This window comes from Paraburkholderia sp. UCT70 (genome assembly GCF_050434085.1).
Taxonomy (GTDB): domain Bacteria; phylum Pseudomonadota; class Gammaproteobacteria; order Burkholderiales; family Burkholderiaceae; genus Paraburkholderia; species Paraburkholderia tuberum.
Genome location: NZ_JBNPVZ010000004.1, coordinates 86699 through 101684, shown reverse-complemented (window position 1 = coordinate 101684; position 14986 = coordinate 86699). Strand labels below are relative to the sequence as shown.

General features: G+C 59.5%; 10 protein-coding genes and 2 pseudogenes. 1 reads left to right on the top strand and 11 read right to left on the bottom strand.

What is annotated here, in order from left to right:
- Positions 1-84: 84 nt before the first annotated feature.
- From OKW41_RS26030 to OKW41_RS25985, 10 genes and pseudogenes are all read right to left on the bottom strand, one after another.
- Positions 85-1779, bottom strand: a complete 1695-nt coding sequence (locus OKW41_RS26030) for an MFS transporter (protein ID WP_429574444.1) — start codon at positions 1777-1779, stop codon at positions 85-87.
- A gap of 195 nt (positions 1780-1974) precedes the next feature.
- The gene (fahA, locus tag OKW41_RS26025) at positions 1975-3294 is read right to left on the bottom strand and encodes a fumarylacetoacetase (RefSeq protein ID WP_429574443.1); all 1320 of its coding nucleotides are present in this window, start codon (positions 3292-3294) and stop codon (positions 1975-1977) included.
- Between the two features lie 2 nt (positions 3295-3296).
- Positions 3297-3935, bottom strand: coding sequence for a VOC family protein (locus OKW41_RS26020; RefSeq protein WP_429452156.1), 639 nt, complete (start codon positions 3933-3935; stop codon positions 3297-3299).
- 21 nt (positions 3936-3956) lie between these two features.
- Positions 3957-5777, bottom strand: a complete 1821-nt coding sequence (locus OKW41_RS26015) for an FAD-dependent monooxygenase (RefSeq protein ID WP_429574442.1) — start codon at positions 5775-5777, stop codon at positions 3957-3959.
- Positions 5778-5780: 3 nt separating this feature from the next.
- Positions 5781-7298: an AMP-binding protein gene (locus tag OKW41_RS26010; protein ID WP_429574441.1), complete on the bottom strand. Its 1518-nt coding sequence runs from the start codon at positions 7296-7298 to the stop codon at positions 5781-5783.
- On the bottom strand, positions 7295-8461 hold the full coding sequence (locus OKW41_RS26005) for an acetyl-CoA acetyltransferase (RefSeq protein WP_429574440.1): 1167 nt from the start codon (positions 8459-8461) through the stop codon (positions 7295-7297). Before OKW41_RS26005 ends, OKW41_RS26010 begins: the two co-directional genes overlap by 4 nt.
- A gap of 180 nt (positions 8462-8641) precedes the next feature.
- Complete coding sequence (locus OKW41_RS26000) at positions 8642-9754, bottom strand: LuxR C-terminal-related transcriptional regulator (RefSeq protein ID WP_429452164.1); 1113 nt, start codon at positions 9752-9754, stop codon at positions 8642-8644.
- 291 nt (positions 9755-10045) lie between these two features.
- A complete protein-coding gene (locus OKW41_RS25995) occupies positions 10046-10498 on the bottom strand; it encodes a cupin domain-containing protein (protein ID WP_429452166.1) in 453 nt (150 codons plus the stop codon).
- Positions 10499-11192: 694 nt separating this feature from the next.
- Positions 11193-11390, bottom strand: a pseudogene (locus OKW41_RS25990) (hypothetical protein); the annotation flags it as partial.
- 1 nt (position 11391) lies between these two features.
- Positions 11392-11781, bottom strand: a pseudogene (locus OKW41_RS25985) (carboxylate--amine ligase); the annotation flags it as partial.
- 763 nt (positions 11782-12544) lie between these two features.
- Between OKW41_RS25985 and OKW41_RS25980 the strand changes: the two are divergent.
- The gene (locus OKW41_RS25980; protein ID WP_429574439.1) at positions 12545-13861 is read left to right on the top strand and encodes an MFS transporter; all 1317 of its coding nucleotides are present in this window, start codon (positions 12545-12547) and stop codon (positions 13859-13861) included.
- A 472-nt stretch (positions 13862-14333) separates the two neighbouring features.
- Here OKW41_RS25980 and OKW41_RS25975 read toward each other — a convergent pair whose 3' ends face one another.
- The gene (locus tag OKW41_RS25975; RefSeq protein ID WP_429574438.1) at positions 14334-14879 is read right to left on the bottom strand and encodes an SRPBCC family protein; all 546 of its coding nucleotides are present in this window, start codon (positions 14877-14879) and stop codon (positions 14334-14336) included.
- Positions 14880-14986: the final 107 nt, after the last annotated feature.

The window sequence follows — 14986 nt, the reverse complement described above, 5'->3', positions numbered from 1 at the left end:
GATTACAACCTTGCGTAACCGCGCCGCCAGGTCCACGCCATGCAATGCCGACCCGGCGCCCGCCCGCCACGCCAACCCCTCGTGTCACGTCTCGTGCTTCAGTCTTCCCGTGCGTGCCGCCAGCATGAACGCCACGACAAGGATTGCGCCGATCAGAGCGGCCAGCCTGGGATAGGCCAATCCTGCATACATGTTCCCGTTCGCCGCGACGATCGCGAAAGCCGCTGCAGGAAGAAATCCTCCAGTCCAGCCAAAACCAATGTGGTAGCTCAGTGAAAGCGCGGTGAAGCGAATCCTGGCTGGAAACAGTTCGGTCATGGCCGCTGCCAAAGGTGCGTAGGTCATGGCTGCACACGTGGCAAGGGCGACCAGCAGCAGGAAGACCATTGGCCGGTTCACACCGTGCGGCGGGGCCTTCTGCGGGTATCCGGCGGAGTCCAGTGCACCACGCAGCGAGGCTGCGAAAGCTTTAGCCTTTACAGCCGCGTCCGGCGCGCTGCCGTCGTAAGAAGCGACGACCTTATCGCCCACTCTGATGATTGCACCGGCACCCGCGCTCGCTATCTCATTCGTGTAGCTGATGCCGGCGCGGACAAGCGCACTCTTCGCGAGATCACAGGACGTATGGAACTTCGACGTTCCGAGCGCATTGAATTGCGTCGAGCATTCGTGCGGATCGGCCACGACTACGACGGGCGCCGTCTCAATGGCGCGTTCCAGCGCCGGATTGGCAAAATGCGTCAGGCCGCGGTAGATAGCCGGATAACAAAGGACAACTAGAATGAAACCTGTGCAGATTACTGTCTTACGCTCGATCTTGTCGGACAGCACGCCGAAAGCGAGAAAAATCGGAACCGCCATGACGAGCGACAACATTGAAAGCAGATTGGCTGTTGCGGGCTCAACGCGCAACACCTCGGTCAGGAAAAATGGCGTGTAGAAAAATGCGCTGTAAAAAGTCGCCGCCGCGCCAGGTCCAAGAGCGAACAGCGAACAGATCATTGCGACGATGTTGCGACGACCGGTGAACGCTTCCCTGAGCGGCGCGCGTGAAACCTGGTGTTCGTTGCGCAGCCGTTCGAATTCAGGTGATTCGCCCATGCGGGTACGCATCCACAACGACAACGCCAGCAAAACCAGCGATAGCACGAACGGCACACGCCAGGCCCATCCAAGAAAAGCCGCCTCGCCGAATGTAGAACGCGTGCCCTGCACGACCAGCTGAGAGAGGATCAGACCTGCGATCGGTGCAATCTGGAGCCACGACGTATAGAAGGCGCGCCGATTTGCCGGAACGTGTTCCGCGACGTACACCATCGCCCCTCCATTTTCGCCGCCCAACGCAAATCCCTGCACAAGCCGCAGCCCGACGAACATAACGGGGGCGAGGACGCCGACGGTTGCATATGTCGGCAGCAGACCGATTAGCACGGTCGCGAGTCCCATCAGGGCGACCGTCACGACGAAAACCCGTTTTCGACCGAGCCGGTCGCCTATGCCGCCGAAGACCATCGCGCCGAGCGGCCTGACGAGAAAGCCTGCCGCAAATCCGAGTAACGTAAAGATCAGCGACAGCGCCGGATTGACACCGGAAAAAAACTGCTTGCCAATCACGGCAGCCATAGTGCCGACGAGGAACAAATCGTACGCCTCGAAGCACGATCCAAGCGATGCAGCAACCACAATCTGGTAAAGGCTCGCGCCCGAGCGCTTCGCTGCGGAATGTTCAGGCAAAGCTGTGCCTGCCGCGAGGCTCGCGGCGGTTTGATCGGATCTCATTGTGTCTCCTCCATCCGGACGATGGTGGACCGGCTTTGGACCAAACCCTTTGGGCGTCCCGCTGGGTTGCCTTGTCCTTCACCGATCCGGGTGATACCTGGATTGCCGCTTATCTCTTATGGACAATGCGGTTCATGTTTTCCTGGCAGCTGTGGACCAAGACCACAGCCGCTCCTTACATCATCACGTCACCCATCACGGCCGGCGCGCGGGAAGCACCGTCGCGCGGCACTCTCCGAACCCAATGCGACGATACCCGTCTCGTTCGCACCATGCGCGCATGATGACCGTGTCGCCGTCCTCCAGGAATGTGCGGACTTCTCCGCTCGGCAACGTGAACGGATGCTTGCCGCCTTCCGTGAGTTCAAGAAGACAGGCGCGCGAAGCCGGATCGGGGCCTGAGAGCGTCCCGCTGCCGAGCAGGTCGCCTGGGCAAAGATTCGTCCCGTTCGATGTCTGATGTGCAACCAGTTGTGACATTGCCCAATAAGCGTCCGGATAACGCGAGACGGACAAACTCGCCGGAGGTGCGCCGCTGGTTCGCATCTGCGCTGACTGCAACAGGGTCTCGACCCGAATATCAATCGAACCGCGTGTCGCCAGCTCGGAACTCCAAAAGTGCGGCATAGGCGCAGGATCACCTTCAGGACGAGAGAAGCCGGTGCGGTACGGCTCGAGCGCATCGAGCGTCACGATCCACGGCGACAGGCTCGTGAAAAAGCTTTTCGCAAGGAACGGCCCCAACGGCTGGTATTCCCACGACTGAATGTCGCGCGCGGACCAGTCGTTCAACAGGCAAATGCCGAATACATGCGAGTCAGCATTCCGGATGTCAATGGCCGTGCCGAGTTCGTTTCCTTGTCCGATGAGTACACCGAGCTCGGCTTCGTAATCAAGCCGCCGGCTGGGCGCAAATTCCGGCTCGGCGCTGCTCGGGTCTTTCAACTGACCGGTTGGCCGGCGGAAATCCTGTCCCGACACACGAATCGAAGACGTACGGCCGTGATAGCCTACCGGCAGCCAGCGATAGTTTGGCAAGATTGGATTGTCGGGCCGGAACAGACGGCCGACGTTTGTCGCATGGCTGAGCGATGAGTAAAAGTCGGAAAAGTTTTCGATGCGCGCCGGAAGAGCGTATTCAGCGTCCGCCTGCGGAACGAGGCATTCGGAAACCTCCTTCCGCTGAGGACAGTCCTCAGATAGCAGGAACGACACAGCCGAGCGCACAGCGCTTCGCTTGTCGGGCGATAGCGCCATGTAAACGTTGAGCGGCGCACGTGCAGCCGCCTGCGCTGCCTCACGCGCTTCTGCCGGAAAAAGATTCCTTGCCAGAACAGCGCCTACATCGAGGATTTGATCGCCGATCGCGATGCCGCCGCGGAAATTTTCATTTCCCGAAGGCCGCCGGAATACGCCGTGGGGCAGGTTCTGAATTGGAAAATCCGTCGCGCCGTCATTGGCTGAGCGGACCCAGCTCTTCCGTGAAGCGTCATGGGTGTGATTGGAACGGGTCATGTTCAATTATTTCCTTCCGCAGAGGTCTCGTAGCGCTTGCGCTTGATCTGTCCGATCAACTCAATCATGGCGGCGGAGACGTCCCGACCTTCGGCTTGCGCCGCTGCTTTCGCGGCGAGCCAATGATTAAGATCTTCCTGCGCCTGGGTAGTGTGATGGTTCCATGCAGGATCGATCGGCGTCGTCAATTCGAGCCGGTAACCGTTTGGGTCTCTGAAATAGATGCTCTGGATGATGCCCTTGTGATCGACGGGTCCGAGTACATCCACGCCCTGGCTTACCAGCCATTCCTTCCAGCGCATGAGTTCGTCCGTGTCGCTCACTTCAAGCGCGATGTGATCGAAGACGTCGTAGGCGGGATGGGACGGAGACGAAGGTAAAGGCAAATTGGTGCATTCGAAGAACGCCATTGTCGACCCGTCTGCCATCCTGAAAAAGATGTGGAAATACGGAAAGGCGTCACCCGTGGACGGCACGTGATCATCCATGATCGTGCTCGCGAGTTCCATTCCAAGGATACGACCGTAAAAATCGGCGGTGGCCCCCACGTCATGCGTGACGCGGGCATAGTGATTGAGCATATTAGGCCGCAGTCCCAGCTCGGAGGCCGAGCGGCGCGATGCTAATGTGGAAGTTTGCATATCGACTCCTATCTGTCGTAGTTAGACCAGCACGGAGGCGCGATCGATGACTTGTGCCAGCACGTCCGTCAGGCACTGCGCGAGATCGACACCTACTGGAGCGGTTGCACAGCGCCACGCGACGTGCTGATCCGGGCGCAGCAGGATCGCGCCGTCATCCTCGATTTCGCGTACGTTGCGCCATTCGCCCGAAGGATCGCTTAGTTGTGCGTCCTCGGCGATGACGACCACATCAACAGGCATACCAACCGTGTCGGTAGTTTTTCGTGCCGCCGTTTCCCAGACGTCGGGGCACCCGGTAATCAGCACAAAGCGATCAACGCGTGCGAGATCAAGGCTGGAAATTCTCTGCGAGCCGCGCGCGAGCCACGCGTGCGCGATGCGATGGCCGGGGCGCGTGGTCGGAACGAAGCGTTGGCCCAGCGGGTCGCGGGGCGGAAGCGACGTGTTGTCGCTGACGAGCGCACCCCTGTCGTACCGGATGCCGATTTCGAGGTCATGCGCCTGATATTCTGTCCGGTGCACCTTCATCAGTTCGTTGAATCGGGCACGTCGTGCCTCTGCGTCGTCGCCCTCGGCGAGCAAGGCCTTGAAGTTTGCCTCGCTGCCCTGCGGATCGCCCGGCACGATTCCGATGGCTGCATTCGTCACTTGATAATTTCCGAACGTGAACAGTGCCCAGTGGACGTTGCGCTCGGCGACCGGGCGACGTTCGCTCTCATAGCTATCAAGCAACCCGGCTCCGGCCCGGCCCCGAATCACGGCAGCCAGTTTCCATGCCAGATTCTGTGCGTCGTGCACGGCTGAGTTCAGGCCGAGCCCCGTCGTGGGCGTATGTCTATGTGCGGCATCGCCTGCCAGAAAAACGCGGCCAAACCGATAGCGATCAGCCAGCACACCCTGCACGATCCACTTGCCGACGCTGAGCACGCTAACGTCGAGATCAGGAATCTTCAACAATGCGCGGATGCGAGGCACGAGCGTAGCCGCCTCGTAATTTTCGCTGCTGCCGGGCTTGAAACTGAAGTGGAACATCCATTCTTCTGAGCGACGGTCGAACCGCGTCGGGCCCAACTTACCCAGCACGCCGCTACCCCATGCTTTAGTGTCGCCTTCGGGATTCGCAAACCAGAACGTGCTGACGTTGTCGTCGTCGATATAAGCCGACAGATCTGCCGCGAAATAGACGGTTACCATCTCCAGCAGTTCGGGCGTACCTTCAAGACGCGCACCGACGCACGGACCGACCGATTTTCCACCGTCGGCAGCGACGACGTATTGAGCGCGAACCTGATAGGTTTCGTCAGCGATACGGTCACGCACGGTCGCGATGACCTCGGTCTCGCTTTGCTCGATCGACAGCAACTCGTGACCGAAGCGCATCTGCGCACCACCCATCTGCTCCGAATGCGCCTTGAGCAGCGGCTCAAGGCGCACTTGCGGATAAACGGTACTCTGGCAGGGACTATCTTTCTGATAAGTAGACGCCAGGGAACCGCCGCCCCAGGCTTCGAGTTCGTAAAGCGTCTTGCGGTCCCAGGGGCGATCGCCGCCCAGACTCGTGCACCAGCGCATCTTGCTGACGTATTCGATCGGCAATGAGCGCGCGTAGATTGCGTCGGCAAGGCCGTATTGACGAAACACCTCCATCGTGCGCTGATTCAGGTACCGCGCCTTCGGCATTGGCGACTGCTGCGGGTGCCGCTCGATCAGCAGCGATTCAACGCCAAGGTTGGCCAAAAAAATAGATGTGCTCAGCCCGCAACCGCCTCCACCGACGATCAGTACCGGTACATTGACTTGTTTCAAGATTGCTCTCCTCATCTTCAGCAGCTTGCGCAACGGCTACTGGCCGAGCCGGGCGCGCAACTCTGTTTTCAATACCTTGCCGTAACTGTTTTTTGGCAACTCATTGGTGAACCGATAGTGTTTCGGGCGCTTGAAGCGTGCAATGTGCTGCACACACCACTCGTCCAGTTCGTCGCGGGTCGTTTGACGGCCCGCGTGAAGCACCACGAAAGCCACGGGCACCTCACCCCATTCGTCGTCTCGCTGTCCCACCACCGACACTTCCGACACCGACGGATGAGCCAGCAAGGTTTCCTCTACCTCTCGCGGATAGATGTTGGAGCCGCCCGAAATGATCAGATCCTTCGATCGGTCCTTCAGCGTGAGAAATCCGTCCTCGTCGAGACTGCCGGTATCGCCCGTATAGAGCCAGCCGTTGCGGATCGCGTCGCACGTAGCGGACGCATTGTTCCAGTAGCCAGGCATTACGGCGGCGCCGCGCACAACGACCTCGCCTGTTTCTCCTTTCGGGGCGGAGCTTCCATCTCGCGCCACGACGTCGACTTCGACGAGCGACTGTGCGACACCCACCGAAGCGGCACGGGCCAACCAATGAGCATGCTTCCGGTCTGAGAGATGGTGACGTCCGAGTGCGGTAATTGTCATCGGGCTTTCGCCCTGCCCATAGATTTGCACGAGGCGCGGACCCAACACTTCCAAAGCCTGCTGTAAGTCATTTACATACATCGGTCCACCGCCATAGACGATCGTCTTGAAGCCAGCGGGATCTGCATCGACTGCGCGGAAATGATCGACAAGCCGTTTGACCATCGTCGGTGCCGCGAACATCGCGAGAGGTCCGACACGCGCGGCCAGACCAGCCAGCTCCTCGGGCTCGAATCCACCCGACCGCGGCACCACGTGACGCGCGCCCCGCAAGATGTACGCATAGTGGTAAAGTCCGGCCCCGTGAGACATCGGCGCTGCGTAGACCATCGCGTCTTCGGGGCTGACATCGTCCACGTCAATGCAATAGCACGCGGTCATCGCCATCAGGTTCCGGTGAGTCTGCATGACGCCTTTCGGTCGCCCAGTTGTTCCGGATGTGTAGAACAACGACGCGAGATCGTCGGGCTGACGGTGATGCAGGTCGGCCGGTGCATATTCGACCGCATGTAGGTATTCGTCCGAGCCGAACACGACGCAGCGCCGTTTACCGCGTTGCAGGTCGCCCAATGTCGACAGCAACTCGCTCGAAACGAACAGCACGTCAGCCCCGGCGTCATCCAGGATGTACTCCAACTCTCTGGGATGCAGCTTGCAGTTAGCAGGCACGGAAACGGCACCTGCCCAATAGATGGCCTGAAGCACCTCCAGATATTCGGGACGGTTGGCGGAGTAGATAGCAACCCGAGCACCAGGCTGTACACCGCATTGCTCGCTCAGGAAACCCGCTAGCGCCGCCACGCGTGTTGCAAGTTGCCCGTATTCGAGCCAGGGTTCGTCGCCGTGCAGAACCGCGAGCCGCTCGGGAAAGATCGCTGCCGTGCGCTGCAGCCACCGCGCGATGTTCATCGGCTGCGCTCCAGAATGCTGACATAGCTCGCCACCGCGGAGCCTCCCATGTTGAAGACGCCTGCGAGCGAGGCATCAGGAACCTGCATCGCGCCTGCCGTATTGGTCAGTTGCATCGCAGCAATCGCGTGCATGGACACGCCTGTCGCGCCGATCGGGTGGCCTTTCGCTTTGAGCCCGCCCGAAGCGTTGACCGGTAGCCGCCCCCCACGGGCAACGACCCCTTCTTCGATAAGACGATGGCCCTGGCCAGCAGCGGCCAGGCCCATCGCTTCGTAGCTGAGCAACTCAGCGATCGTGAAGCAATCGTGAACCTCGGCGAACGACAGGTCGTCAACCGCGCAACCGGCACGCTCGAGTGCGCCGCGCCAGGCACGCTTCGGACCTTCGAACGACGCAGCATGGCGGCGCCCCAGCGGCAGATAGTCGTTGACCTGCACACGGGAACGAATCGATATCGCACGAGGAAAATCGGCGGCCGCATCGCTCGAGGCAAGCACCAGTGCCGCAGCGCCATCGGAGATTAGCGAGCAGTCTGTCTTGCGCAGCGGTGGCGCAATCATCGGATTTTTTTCAGATACGGTATTGCAGAACTCAAAGCCGAGATCTCGCCGCATATGCGCCCACGGATTGTCGACGCCGTTCGCGTGATTTTTTGCGGCTATACGCGCGAGCGCCGACGAATGGTCTCCGTACTCCGCGAAATAGTCCTGCGCGATTGAGGCGAAGATTCCCGGGAAGCCCCCGGGCGGATTTCCCGCCTCGCCCGAGTATGCGCAGTTACCAAGAATGCGCGTAACATCTTCGCCGGATACATCGGTCATCTTTTCGGCGCCGATTACCAGCGCGGTACGCGCACGGCCCGCCTCAATCGCATCGCATGCCGAGTAAATTGCGGCGGCACCCGACGCGCAGGCGTTCTCAACACGCACCGCCGGCTTCCATCGCAGCCCGTCGCTGCAATTGAGCGTCAGTGACGAAGCGAAGATGTCCGGGACAAGACCGCCATTCAAATTGCCCAGCCACGTGCCGTCGATTTCTTCGCCTTGCAGGCCCGCATCCTTCACGGCTTCGCGGCCGGCCCGCACGATCAGATCCTCAAGGCTTGCGCCGTCGAATCGGCCAAACGGCAAGTGCGCCCAGCCTACAATCGCCACTCCCATCGCGTTCTCCCGTCAGTGTGCATTTGGGAAATTTACCCGCGTCATCACCGAGAGGGCAGTCGTCGAATTACATTAGGGTGAACACCGGTAAGATGCGTCCTAACTTCCTTTCATTAATCCGCGTTTCTCCGGGCATAGAACTTACAACGTGGCAATGTGGCGCAGAGGTGGTGCAGAAGGTCACCGATCGCGCCCGAGTAGCTTGCCGATCAGTTCTCCCGTCGTCATGGCTGCATACTTGCGCATAAGCCGGGCACGGTGTGCTTCAACCGTTCGATGACTAATTTGCAGCTCGCGCGCGATCTGCTTGCTGCTTTTTCCCGTCACCAGCAGTTGCGCGACCTCGCGCTCGCGCCGAGTCAGGTCGCGGGTCACCCGACGGACCGACGAAATATCCTCGAATGCCCAAATCGCAGTTGCAAATGGATCGTTGCGGTTCATTGAGCGCCCGGAAACGTGGCACCAGAACGGGCTGCCATCAAGCCTTTGCATGATGCGCTCATCGGAATAGAAGCCCGTCTCCTTCATCACCAGCCATGCGCGCTCGCCGATGTGTCGAAACTCGTCCTGGGAGGGGTAGAGGTATTCCAGCGAGCGTCCAGCCAGTTGGTTGGGCGCACACCCAAATATTTCACCGAACGTGTAGTTGCAAGACACGATGACTCGCTGCCTGGACAGGAGCAGGCCAACGGGTGCCATGCGAAACGCCTGCGCAAGATCGTCAAGCAGATACGGCGACTCACCGGAACCCACGTCGGTAGCCAGTCTGTCATCACTGGAACCCTGTCCTTCCTGGTTGACGGTGGGCGCCGCCTTTATGGAAACGACTTCGGATCCAGCAGAAGGAGGTGCGGTACGAGATTGTCCGTGGGATCCGGATCGTTTTACCGGCCTGTTCATGTTCTGCCATATCCGGCCGACAGTGGAGGCGGAAACGTTAGACTCTCGTGCGACGTGGCGGGCACTGCTTACTGCCGTGACACCGTCGGGCTTGCGAGATGCAATCGCGGCCACCGTCGCTTCGCCGATTCTTTGGGGAGCGCCGCTGCGAGGAAGATCCGTCAAGCCCTGCAGGCCATCCATGATGAACCTTCTGCGCCATTTGGAGACTGTGTGCGCCGTCGACTGAACGCGAGCGGCCACAACCGCATTGTCCAGCCCCTCTGCACAGGCCAGGACGATTCGGGCGCGAAATGCCAGCGCTGGACTAGTGCCGCCGCGCTGCGCGAAGTCGTTGAGCGCTGTTCTGTCGTCGGGACTTAACGACAGATGCAGTTTCGGCCTTCCTTTCATCGCCTGGGCTCCAGCCGCCGGACAGGTCAATCCGACAGACGACTTCTGTAACGAACATACCAAGCATCATACCTGTTGAACTGATGCATAGGCGCGATCCAGCCGTCGGACTTTCGCGGTCTCTGTTGCGTGCACCGTCGGCTTCGCCAAGGAAAGCTGGACAAGCAGAACATTGTCGCTGCCGCATGCCGCGTGGTTGGTTAGAACCGTTAGCTTGCATGGTAAGCACGACTTCAGGTCATGCTTACTGCGTCTCAGTGGGCCTTCGAGCCAAGCGGTATGTCGTGCAATTCAGCCGAGGATCTTTAAACCTTCAGGAGGCTCGCACGGTATTGTTCCCATCTTGGCCGGCACTGAAATTTCCAGGAACTCGAAATCTTCCGAGATTGCCGTTTCATTGTGTTTGAGACCAGGTGGAATATAAAGCGATTCTCCAGCGCCAACCCGAATAACTCGACCATCTTCGAACTGAAGATCTATCCAGCCTCGGAGGGTGAAAATAAACTGCGTTTCGCAAACATGGTAATGCCAACCGGTCTGCTGCATCACGCCCGTCGCCACGGTCACCTGCGCCCTCATTCGACCGTCTGTGGCGTCGGAAACACCGAGGTCCCGATAATTGAAGAATGTTCGGCGACCTGCTACTAGTGGGGCTGTTTCCGTCGTAGCGTATGCGAGTTTCTCTAAAAGATCTGCGGAGACGTTTGCGGCCTCGGGGGAAAGGGTACCGCTGAAGTGTTCCATTGAATGTTCCTTGATTTAGCCGGTGAGTGCCCAGATGTTCTCGCCAAAGCGAGCTCAAACTTTCGCGACCTCTAAAGCCAGCGCAAGAGTGTGAGTGGCTCACAGGGCAGCGCGTGTCTCTTCATTGACCCTCCATCGAATTTACTGGCCTGGGTGGAAGGCAAACAGTCGCAGAATTACATCAGGGAAAACCCTATTAATTCTTGCGTTATCCGCTACAGGCAATTCGGTGTACTTCTTCGGAACGCCGAATGGATGTGTGACGGAAGGGCATTTGCTGTTGAGGTAAGGGGCGTAACATTGGACGCATGAGCGCTCGAAGGTAGCTTGGGCGACGGCGTCCTCTAAGCGTTGACGAAGGGGATTCGGGGATTCAACTCTTGGAGCATTGGTTTCGCCTTCGGGCATTTCTGCCGATTCCGTCGCTGCGTCTGGGACACGCGATCGACTGCTTGGGAAACGGGCGTCCGGGTTGAGAGACGGTGGATGGCGGCTACAGGGTCGTCAGCTGCCCGTGGCGGGGGGTACAGTTTTGATCTGCGTCATTTGCAGCAGCTAATGTGGGCACGTGTGAACGGTCAGATGGAGTTAATTTTGGCCGAAAACAGCATGGTTTACAGGTTCGGCCGGTTTCAACTGCAGGTCGCTGCAATTGGGCCGTCAGGACGGCCTGGCTTGGCCGTCGACAGAGACCTCAACCTGCGCGCTGCGAGGGTGACGACGCGCCCACCATGAGGCTCGGCATGCGCCGATCCACGTAATCGGCGATCGGAAAGTCGAAGGTGCCGCGCAGATTGATACCTTCCAGCGACGTTGGAGCGATGCTGCGCAGGTGTTCGGGGAACACGGGCTGGCCGCCGAGCTTCTCGATCGTGTCGAGCGCGCGTTGCATGGATGCCGCCGTGGTGAGTCAGCGTCATCGTCGGCGCACGGAAATGCGTCGAGTCTCTGATCGAGAAGTAGACCTCGTGCTCTGCGGGCACACCGGCCTCGAAGGTGACACCGTTGACCTTGGCCACCGCGTTGCCAATGCGGTGCTCGACAAAGTACAGCCGTTCCTTTTCTTTCAATGCGGTCTTGAGGTCAGCAGCCTTGCCGATCAGCCCGGACTTGCCCTTCTTGCCGACGCCCCCCTTGAAGACCGGCTTAATGAACACCAGGCCGTACTTGTCGATCAGTGCGCGGATCTCTTCTTCGCTCGCGTCGGGCCCGAGCACTTCAGCGGTCGGGAAGTCGACAAACTGGAGCATTTTGGCTCCGTGCAGCATGCCTGTGACTTGCATGATCACCTCGCAGTGGAGAAGCGCTGGTTCGACATAGCGCGACAGGATAATCAGCAGGGTCGTGACGGTAATCGCCCCGCCGAGCCGGGTCGCCATCGGGCGAACGGCATCCGCGTCGTGCGATTGACCGCCGTCAGGATGCGCTTTCCGATCTACGCAACTATGAGACCGAAGGAGGCGAACCTTACCATCACTATACGGAGGTACTCGTCGGAGACGCGGTTGGCGATCGACCGATAATTCTGCTTATACAGCTCGCTATCGACTTTCTGGATTGTCAAAGACACGCCTCATGCGTGCCGTGATGGCTGAACGGGTTGTCCGCAGCCTGGCTGAAGTCCGCACTCAATAGCATCGTGCGCATAGCATTCAGGGCGTAGCACTGCGTGCGCTGCGCGGATAGCGCGTCTACCCCTACCGTACAGTCGTCAAACGGCGCCTATTGCGCGTTTGTCAGTACGCGCCTCCGCACGAGTTTGCGCGGAAGATTGCGGCGGCAATGGCGAAAGTTCGTGTCGAGAAGTATGCTGAATATGCATGGTCACCGTTCATGGTGCGCTCCCCAGACGCAATGGCATCTACCGCGGCGCGGCGTTGCTGAAATCGGCAATCGAAAAGCGACAGAATAGCGGTGCACAGGTGGGATTGGATTGACGCTGTTAGCGGTTCGTTTTCAAAGTGCGGTGCCGTCAGGTCAGCAAGGCAAATGCTCCGGAACTGCCGGCTCACAAGCCAGACAGACAAACGCAAGGAGACAGTAATCATGAACCCTTCAACCAGCATGGTGGCAGACGCACCCAGACCGTCCCGCTCCAAGGTCGGCGCCGTTTTGCGCGTCACCAGCGGTAACTTCCTCGAACAGTTCGACTTCTTTCTGTTTGGCTTTTACGCCACCTACATTTCGAAGGTGTTTTTTCCGTCGAGCAGCGAGTTCGCCTCGCTGATGTTGACGTTCGCCGTGTTCGGCGCGGGATTTCTGATGCGGCCGTTAGGCGCCATCGTGCTTGGTGCCTACATCGACGAAGTCGGCCGTCGCAAGGGCCTGATCGTGACGCTGTCGCTCATGGCGAGTGGCACGATACTTATCGCCGCGGTCCCCGGCTACGCAACGATCGGCATGCTGGCGCCGGCACTGGTGCTGACCGGCCGGCTGCTACAGGGCTTCTCGGCTGGCGCCGAACTGGGCGGCGTGTCGGTCTACCTAGCTGAAATGGCGACGCCAGGCCACAAGGGCTTTTATACGAGCTGGCAGTCGGCAAGCCAGCAGGTCGCGATTGTAGTTGCAGCGGGGCTCGGCTATGGACTCCACAGCTGGATGTCCGCGGCGAGTATCGGTGTGTGGGGCTGGCGCATCCCGTTCTTTATCGGCTGCGCGATCGTACCGTTCCTGTTCGTGTTGCGCCGTTCGCTACAGGAAACCGAGGAGTTCAAAGCGAGGCAGCACCATCCGAAGACAAAGGAAGTCCTCGCGACGATGATGGAGAACTGGCAAATCGTGTTCGCCGGCATGCTGCTGGTTGCGATGACGACCACCACGTTCTATCTAATTACCGTCTACACGCCGACGTTCGGCCGGGCCGTCCTGAAACTCAGCACCGCCGACAGTCTCGTCGTTACGCTGTGCGTTGGCGTTTCCAATTTCATCTGGCTGCCGATTGGCGGTGCGCTGTCGGATCGTATCGGACGCCGGCCGCTTCTGATAGGGATCACGGTGCTTGCCGTTTTCACCACCTATCCGGCGCTTTCGTGGCTGGCGGCGGCGCCGAGCTTCCTCCGGATGCTGATCGTCCTGCAGTGGCTCTCATTTTTCTTCGGCATCTACAACGGGGCAATGGTCGTCGCGCTGACCGAAGTGATGCCGGTCAGTGTCCGCGTGGCGGGGTTTTCGTTGGCATACAGTCTCGCGACGGCGCTCTTCGGCGGATTTACACCTGCGGTGTCGACATTTCTGATTGAGGTCACGCATGACAAGGCTGCACCGGGATACTGGATGAGCTTCGCGGCGTTGTGCGGGCTGGTCGCGACGCTTGTGCTGTATCGTCGCGGTGGCGCGGTGGAACGTTCGGCGAAAGTGGTTTGACGGTAGCCGGTCGCCGGTAGCTCAGGCGATAGACGTCATTCCCGGCGCCCGGCGTCGAAGTGGTCTCGGATGCCCCTAACGCGCACGGAACTTGGCAGTCGTACTTTCGATTTTCCGACGCTGTAAACGGCGGCCAAGGCGTGCGGATTCAACCTGTAGCGAGGGACGACTGTCTCTTCATGGCCGAGCGTGTGTCAAAACGTGCGGCTTCGACGTTGAGCGCGAAAGTCGACCCACCAGAATGCTCTGTATCGGCTTCGCGGAACTTGGGGAGGGGTTAAGCGACACCCGAAAACCAGGCAATTTCGAGTTTTGACACACCCTCGGCCGCGCGCTGACTCGGAACCGGTTTCGCATATGGCGCCCCTCTTGCGCTTCGATGGCCCTCACGAATGGCCGCTAGCAGACTTGTACCCAAGGATTCAGTCTGGTCGTGAAAACGCCACGTAGTAACGCCAGCCGAGCGACATTGCTAACGCTGCGGCGACGCTTCCACAAGGCTCTTAAGTCGCAAGACTGCCGTATCCGATTCAGATTGAATCCGCGCGCGCAGCACGGACCAGTTCAATATCGCGAACCACAACGACGGCGCGCGATAAGTGAATTCACGTTCAAAACGGGTCCCGCTCATGGTCGATGTCAGCGAATAAGCGACGGTGCCGGCCGGTCTGCCGTCAATCGTTCCTGCTATCACCCACTTGCTCGGACGCACACGTGCGGCGACTGTCCACACAGCGCGACCACGCCTGCCCGCCACCCTGAATTCCTCCGTTACCTGCTCGCCCACATCGAGCGAATGTTCCACCGAACCGCTGAACGCGAGCGATGACGGATGCCAGATTGGCCAGTGAGCCGGCGTCGTGACATAGTCGAACACGACCGTGGGAGGGCGTTGTATCGACGCAACCGTAACGATGCGCGTGTCGAACCCGATTCGCTGCGGCAACGGGATAAAGAGCACCGAGATGGCGACGAGCACCGCCAATATTGTGGTGACGAACCGCGTACGGATTTTCATAGCGCCTTGTACTCTCCGCTGTCACAGGCGAAGCTATTTTACGGCGGAGTGGAAAGGACGGCGATCGGGCAGCCGTCGACCCGGCTTGTGTGAAAACGCACGCTGAT

Excerpts from the sequence above, each read along its gene's own strand:
- OKW41_RS26030 (WP_429574444.1), bottom strand. The coding sequence starts at position 1,779 with ATGAGATCCGATCAAACCGCCGCGAGCCTCGCGGCAGGCACAGCTTTG.
- OKW41_RS25980 (WP_429574439.1), top strand. The coding sequence starts at position 12,545 with ATGAACCCTTCAACCAGCATGGTGGCAGACGCACCCAGACCGTCCCGC.
- OKW41_RS26010 (WP_429574441.1), bottom strand. The coding sequence starts at position 7,298 with ATGAACATCGCGCGGTGGCTGCAGCGCACGGCAGCGATCTTTCCCGAG.
- OKW41_RS26000 (WP_429452164.1), bottom strand. The coding sequence starts at position 9,754 with ATGAAAGGAAGGCCGAAACTGCATCTGTCGTTAAGTCCCGACGACAGA.
- OKW41_RS26020 (WP_429452156.1), bottom strand. The coding sequence starts at position 3,935 with ATGCAAACTTCCACATTAGCATCGCGCCGCTCGGCCTCCGAGCTGGGA.
- OKW41_RS25975 (WP_429574438.1), bottom strand. The coding sequence starts at position 14,879 with ATGAAAATCCGTACGCGGTTCGTCACCACAATATTGGCGGTGCTCGTC.
- OKW41_RS25995 (WP_429452166.1), bottom strand. The coding sequence starts at position 10,498 with ATGGAACACTTCAGCGGTACCCTTTCCCCCGAGGCCGCAAACGTCTCC.
- OKW41_RS26005 (WP_429574440.1), bottom strand. The coding sequence starts at position 8,461 with ATGGGAGTGGCGATTGTAGGCTGGGCGCACTTGCCGTTTGGCCGATTC.
- fahA (WP_429574443.1), bottom strand. The coding sequence starts at position 3,294 with ATGACCCGTTCCAATCACACCCATGACGCTTCACGGAAGAGCTGGGTC.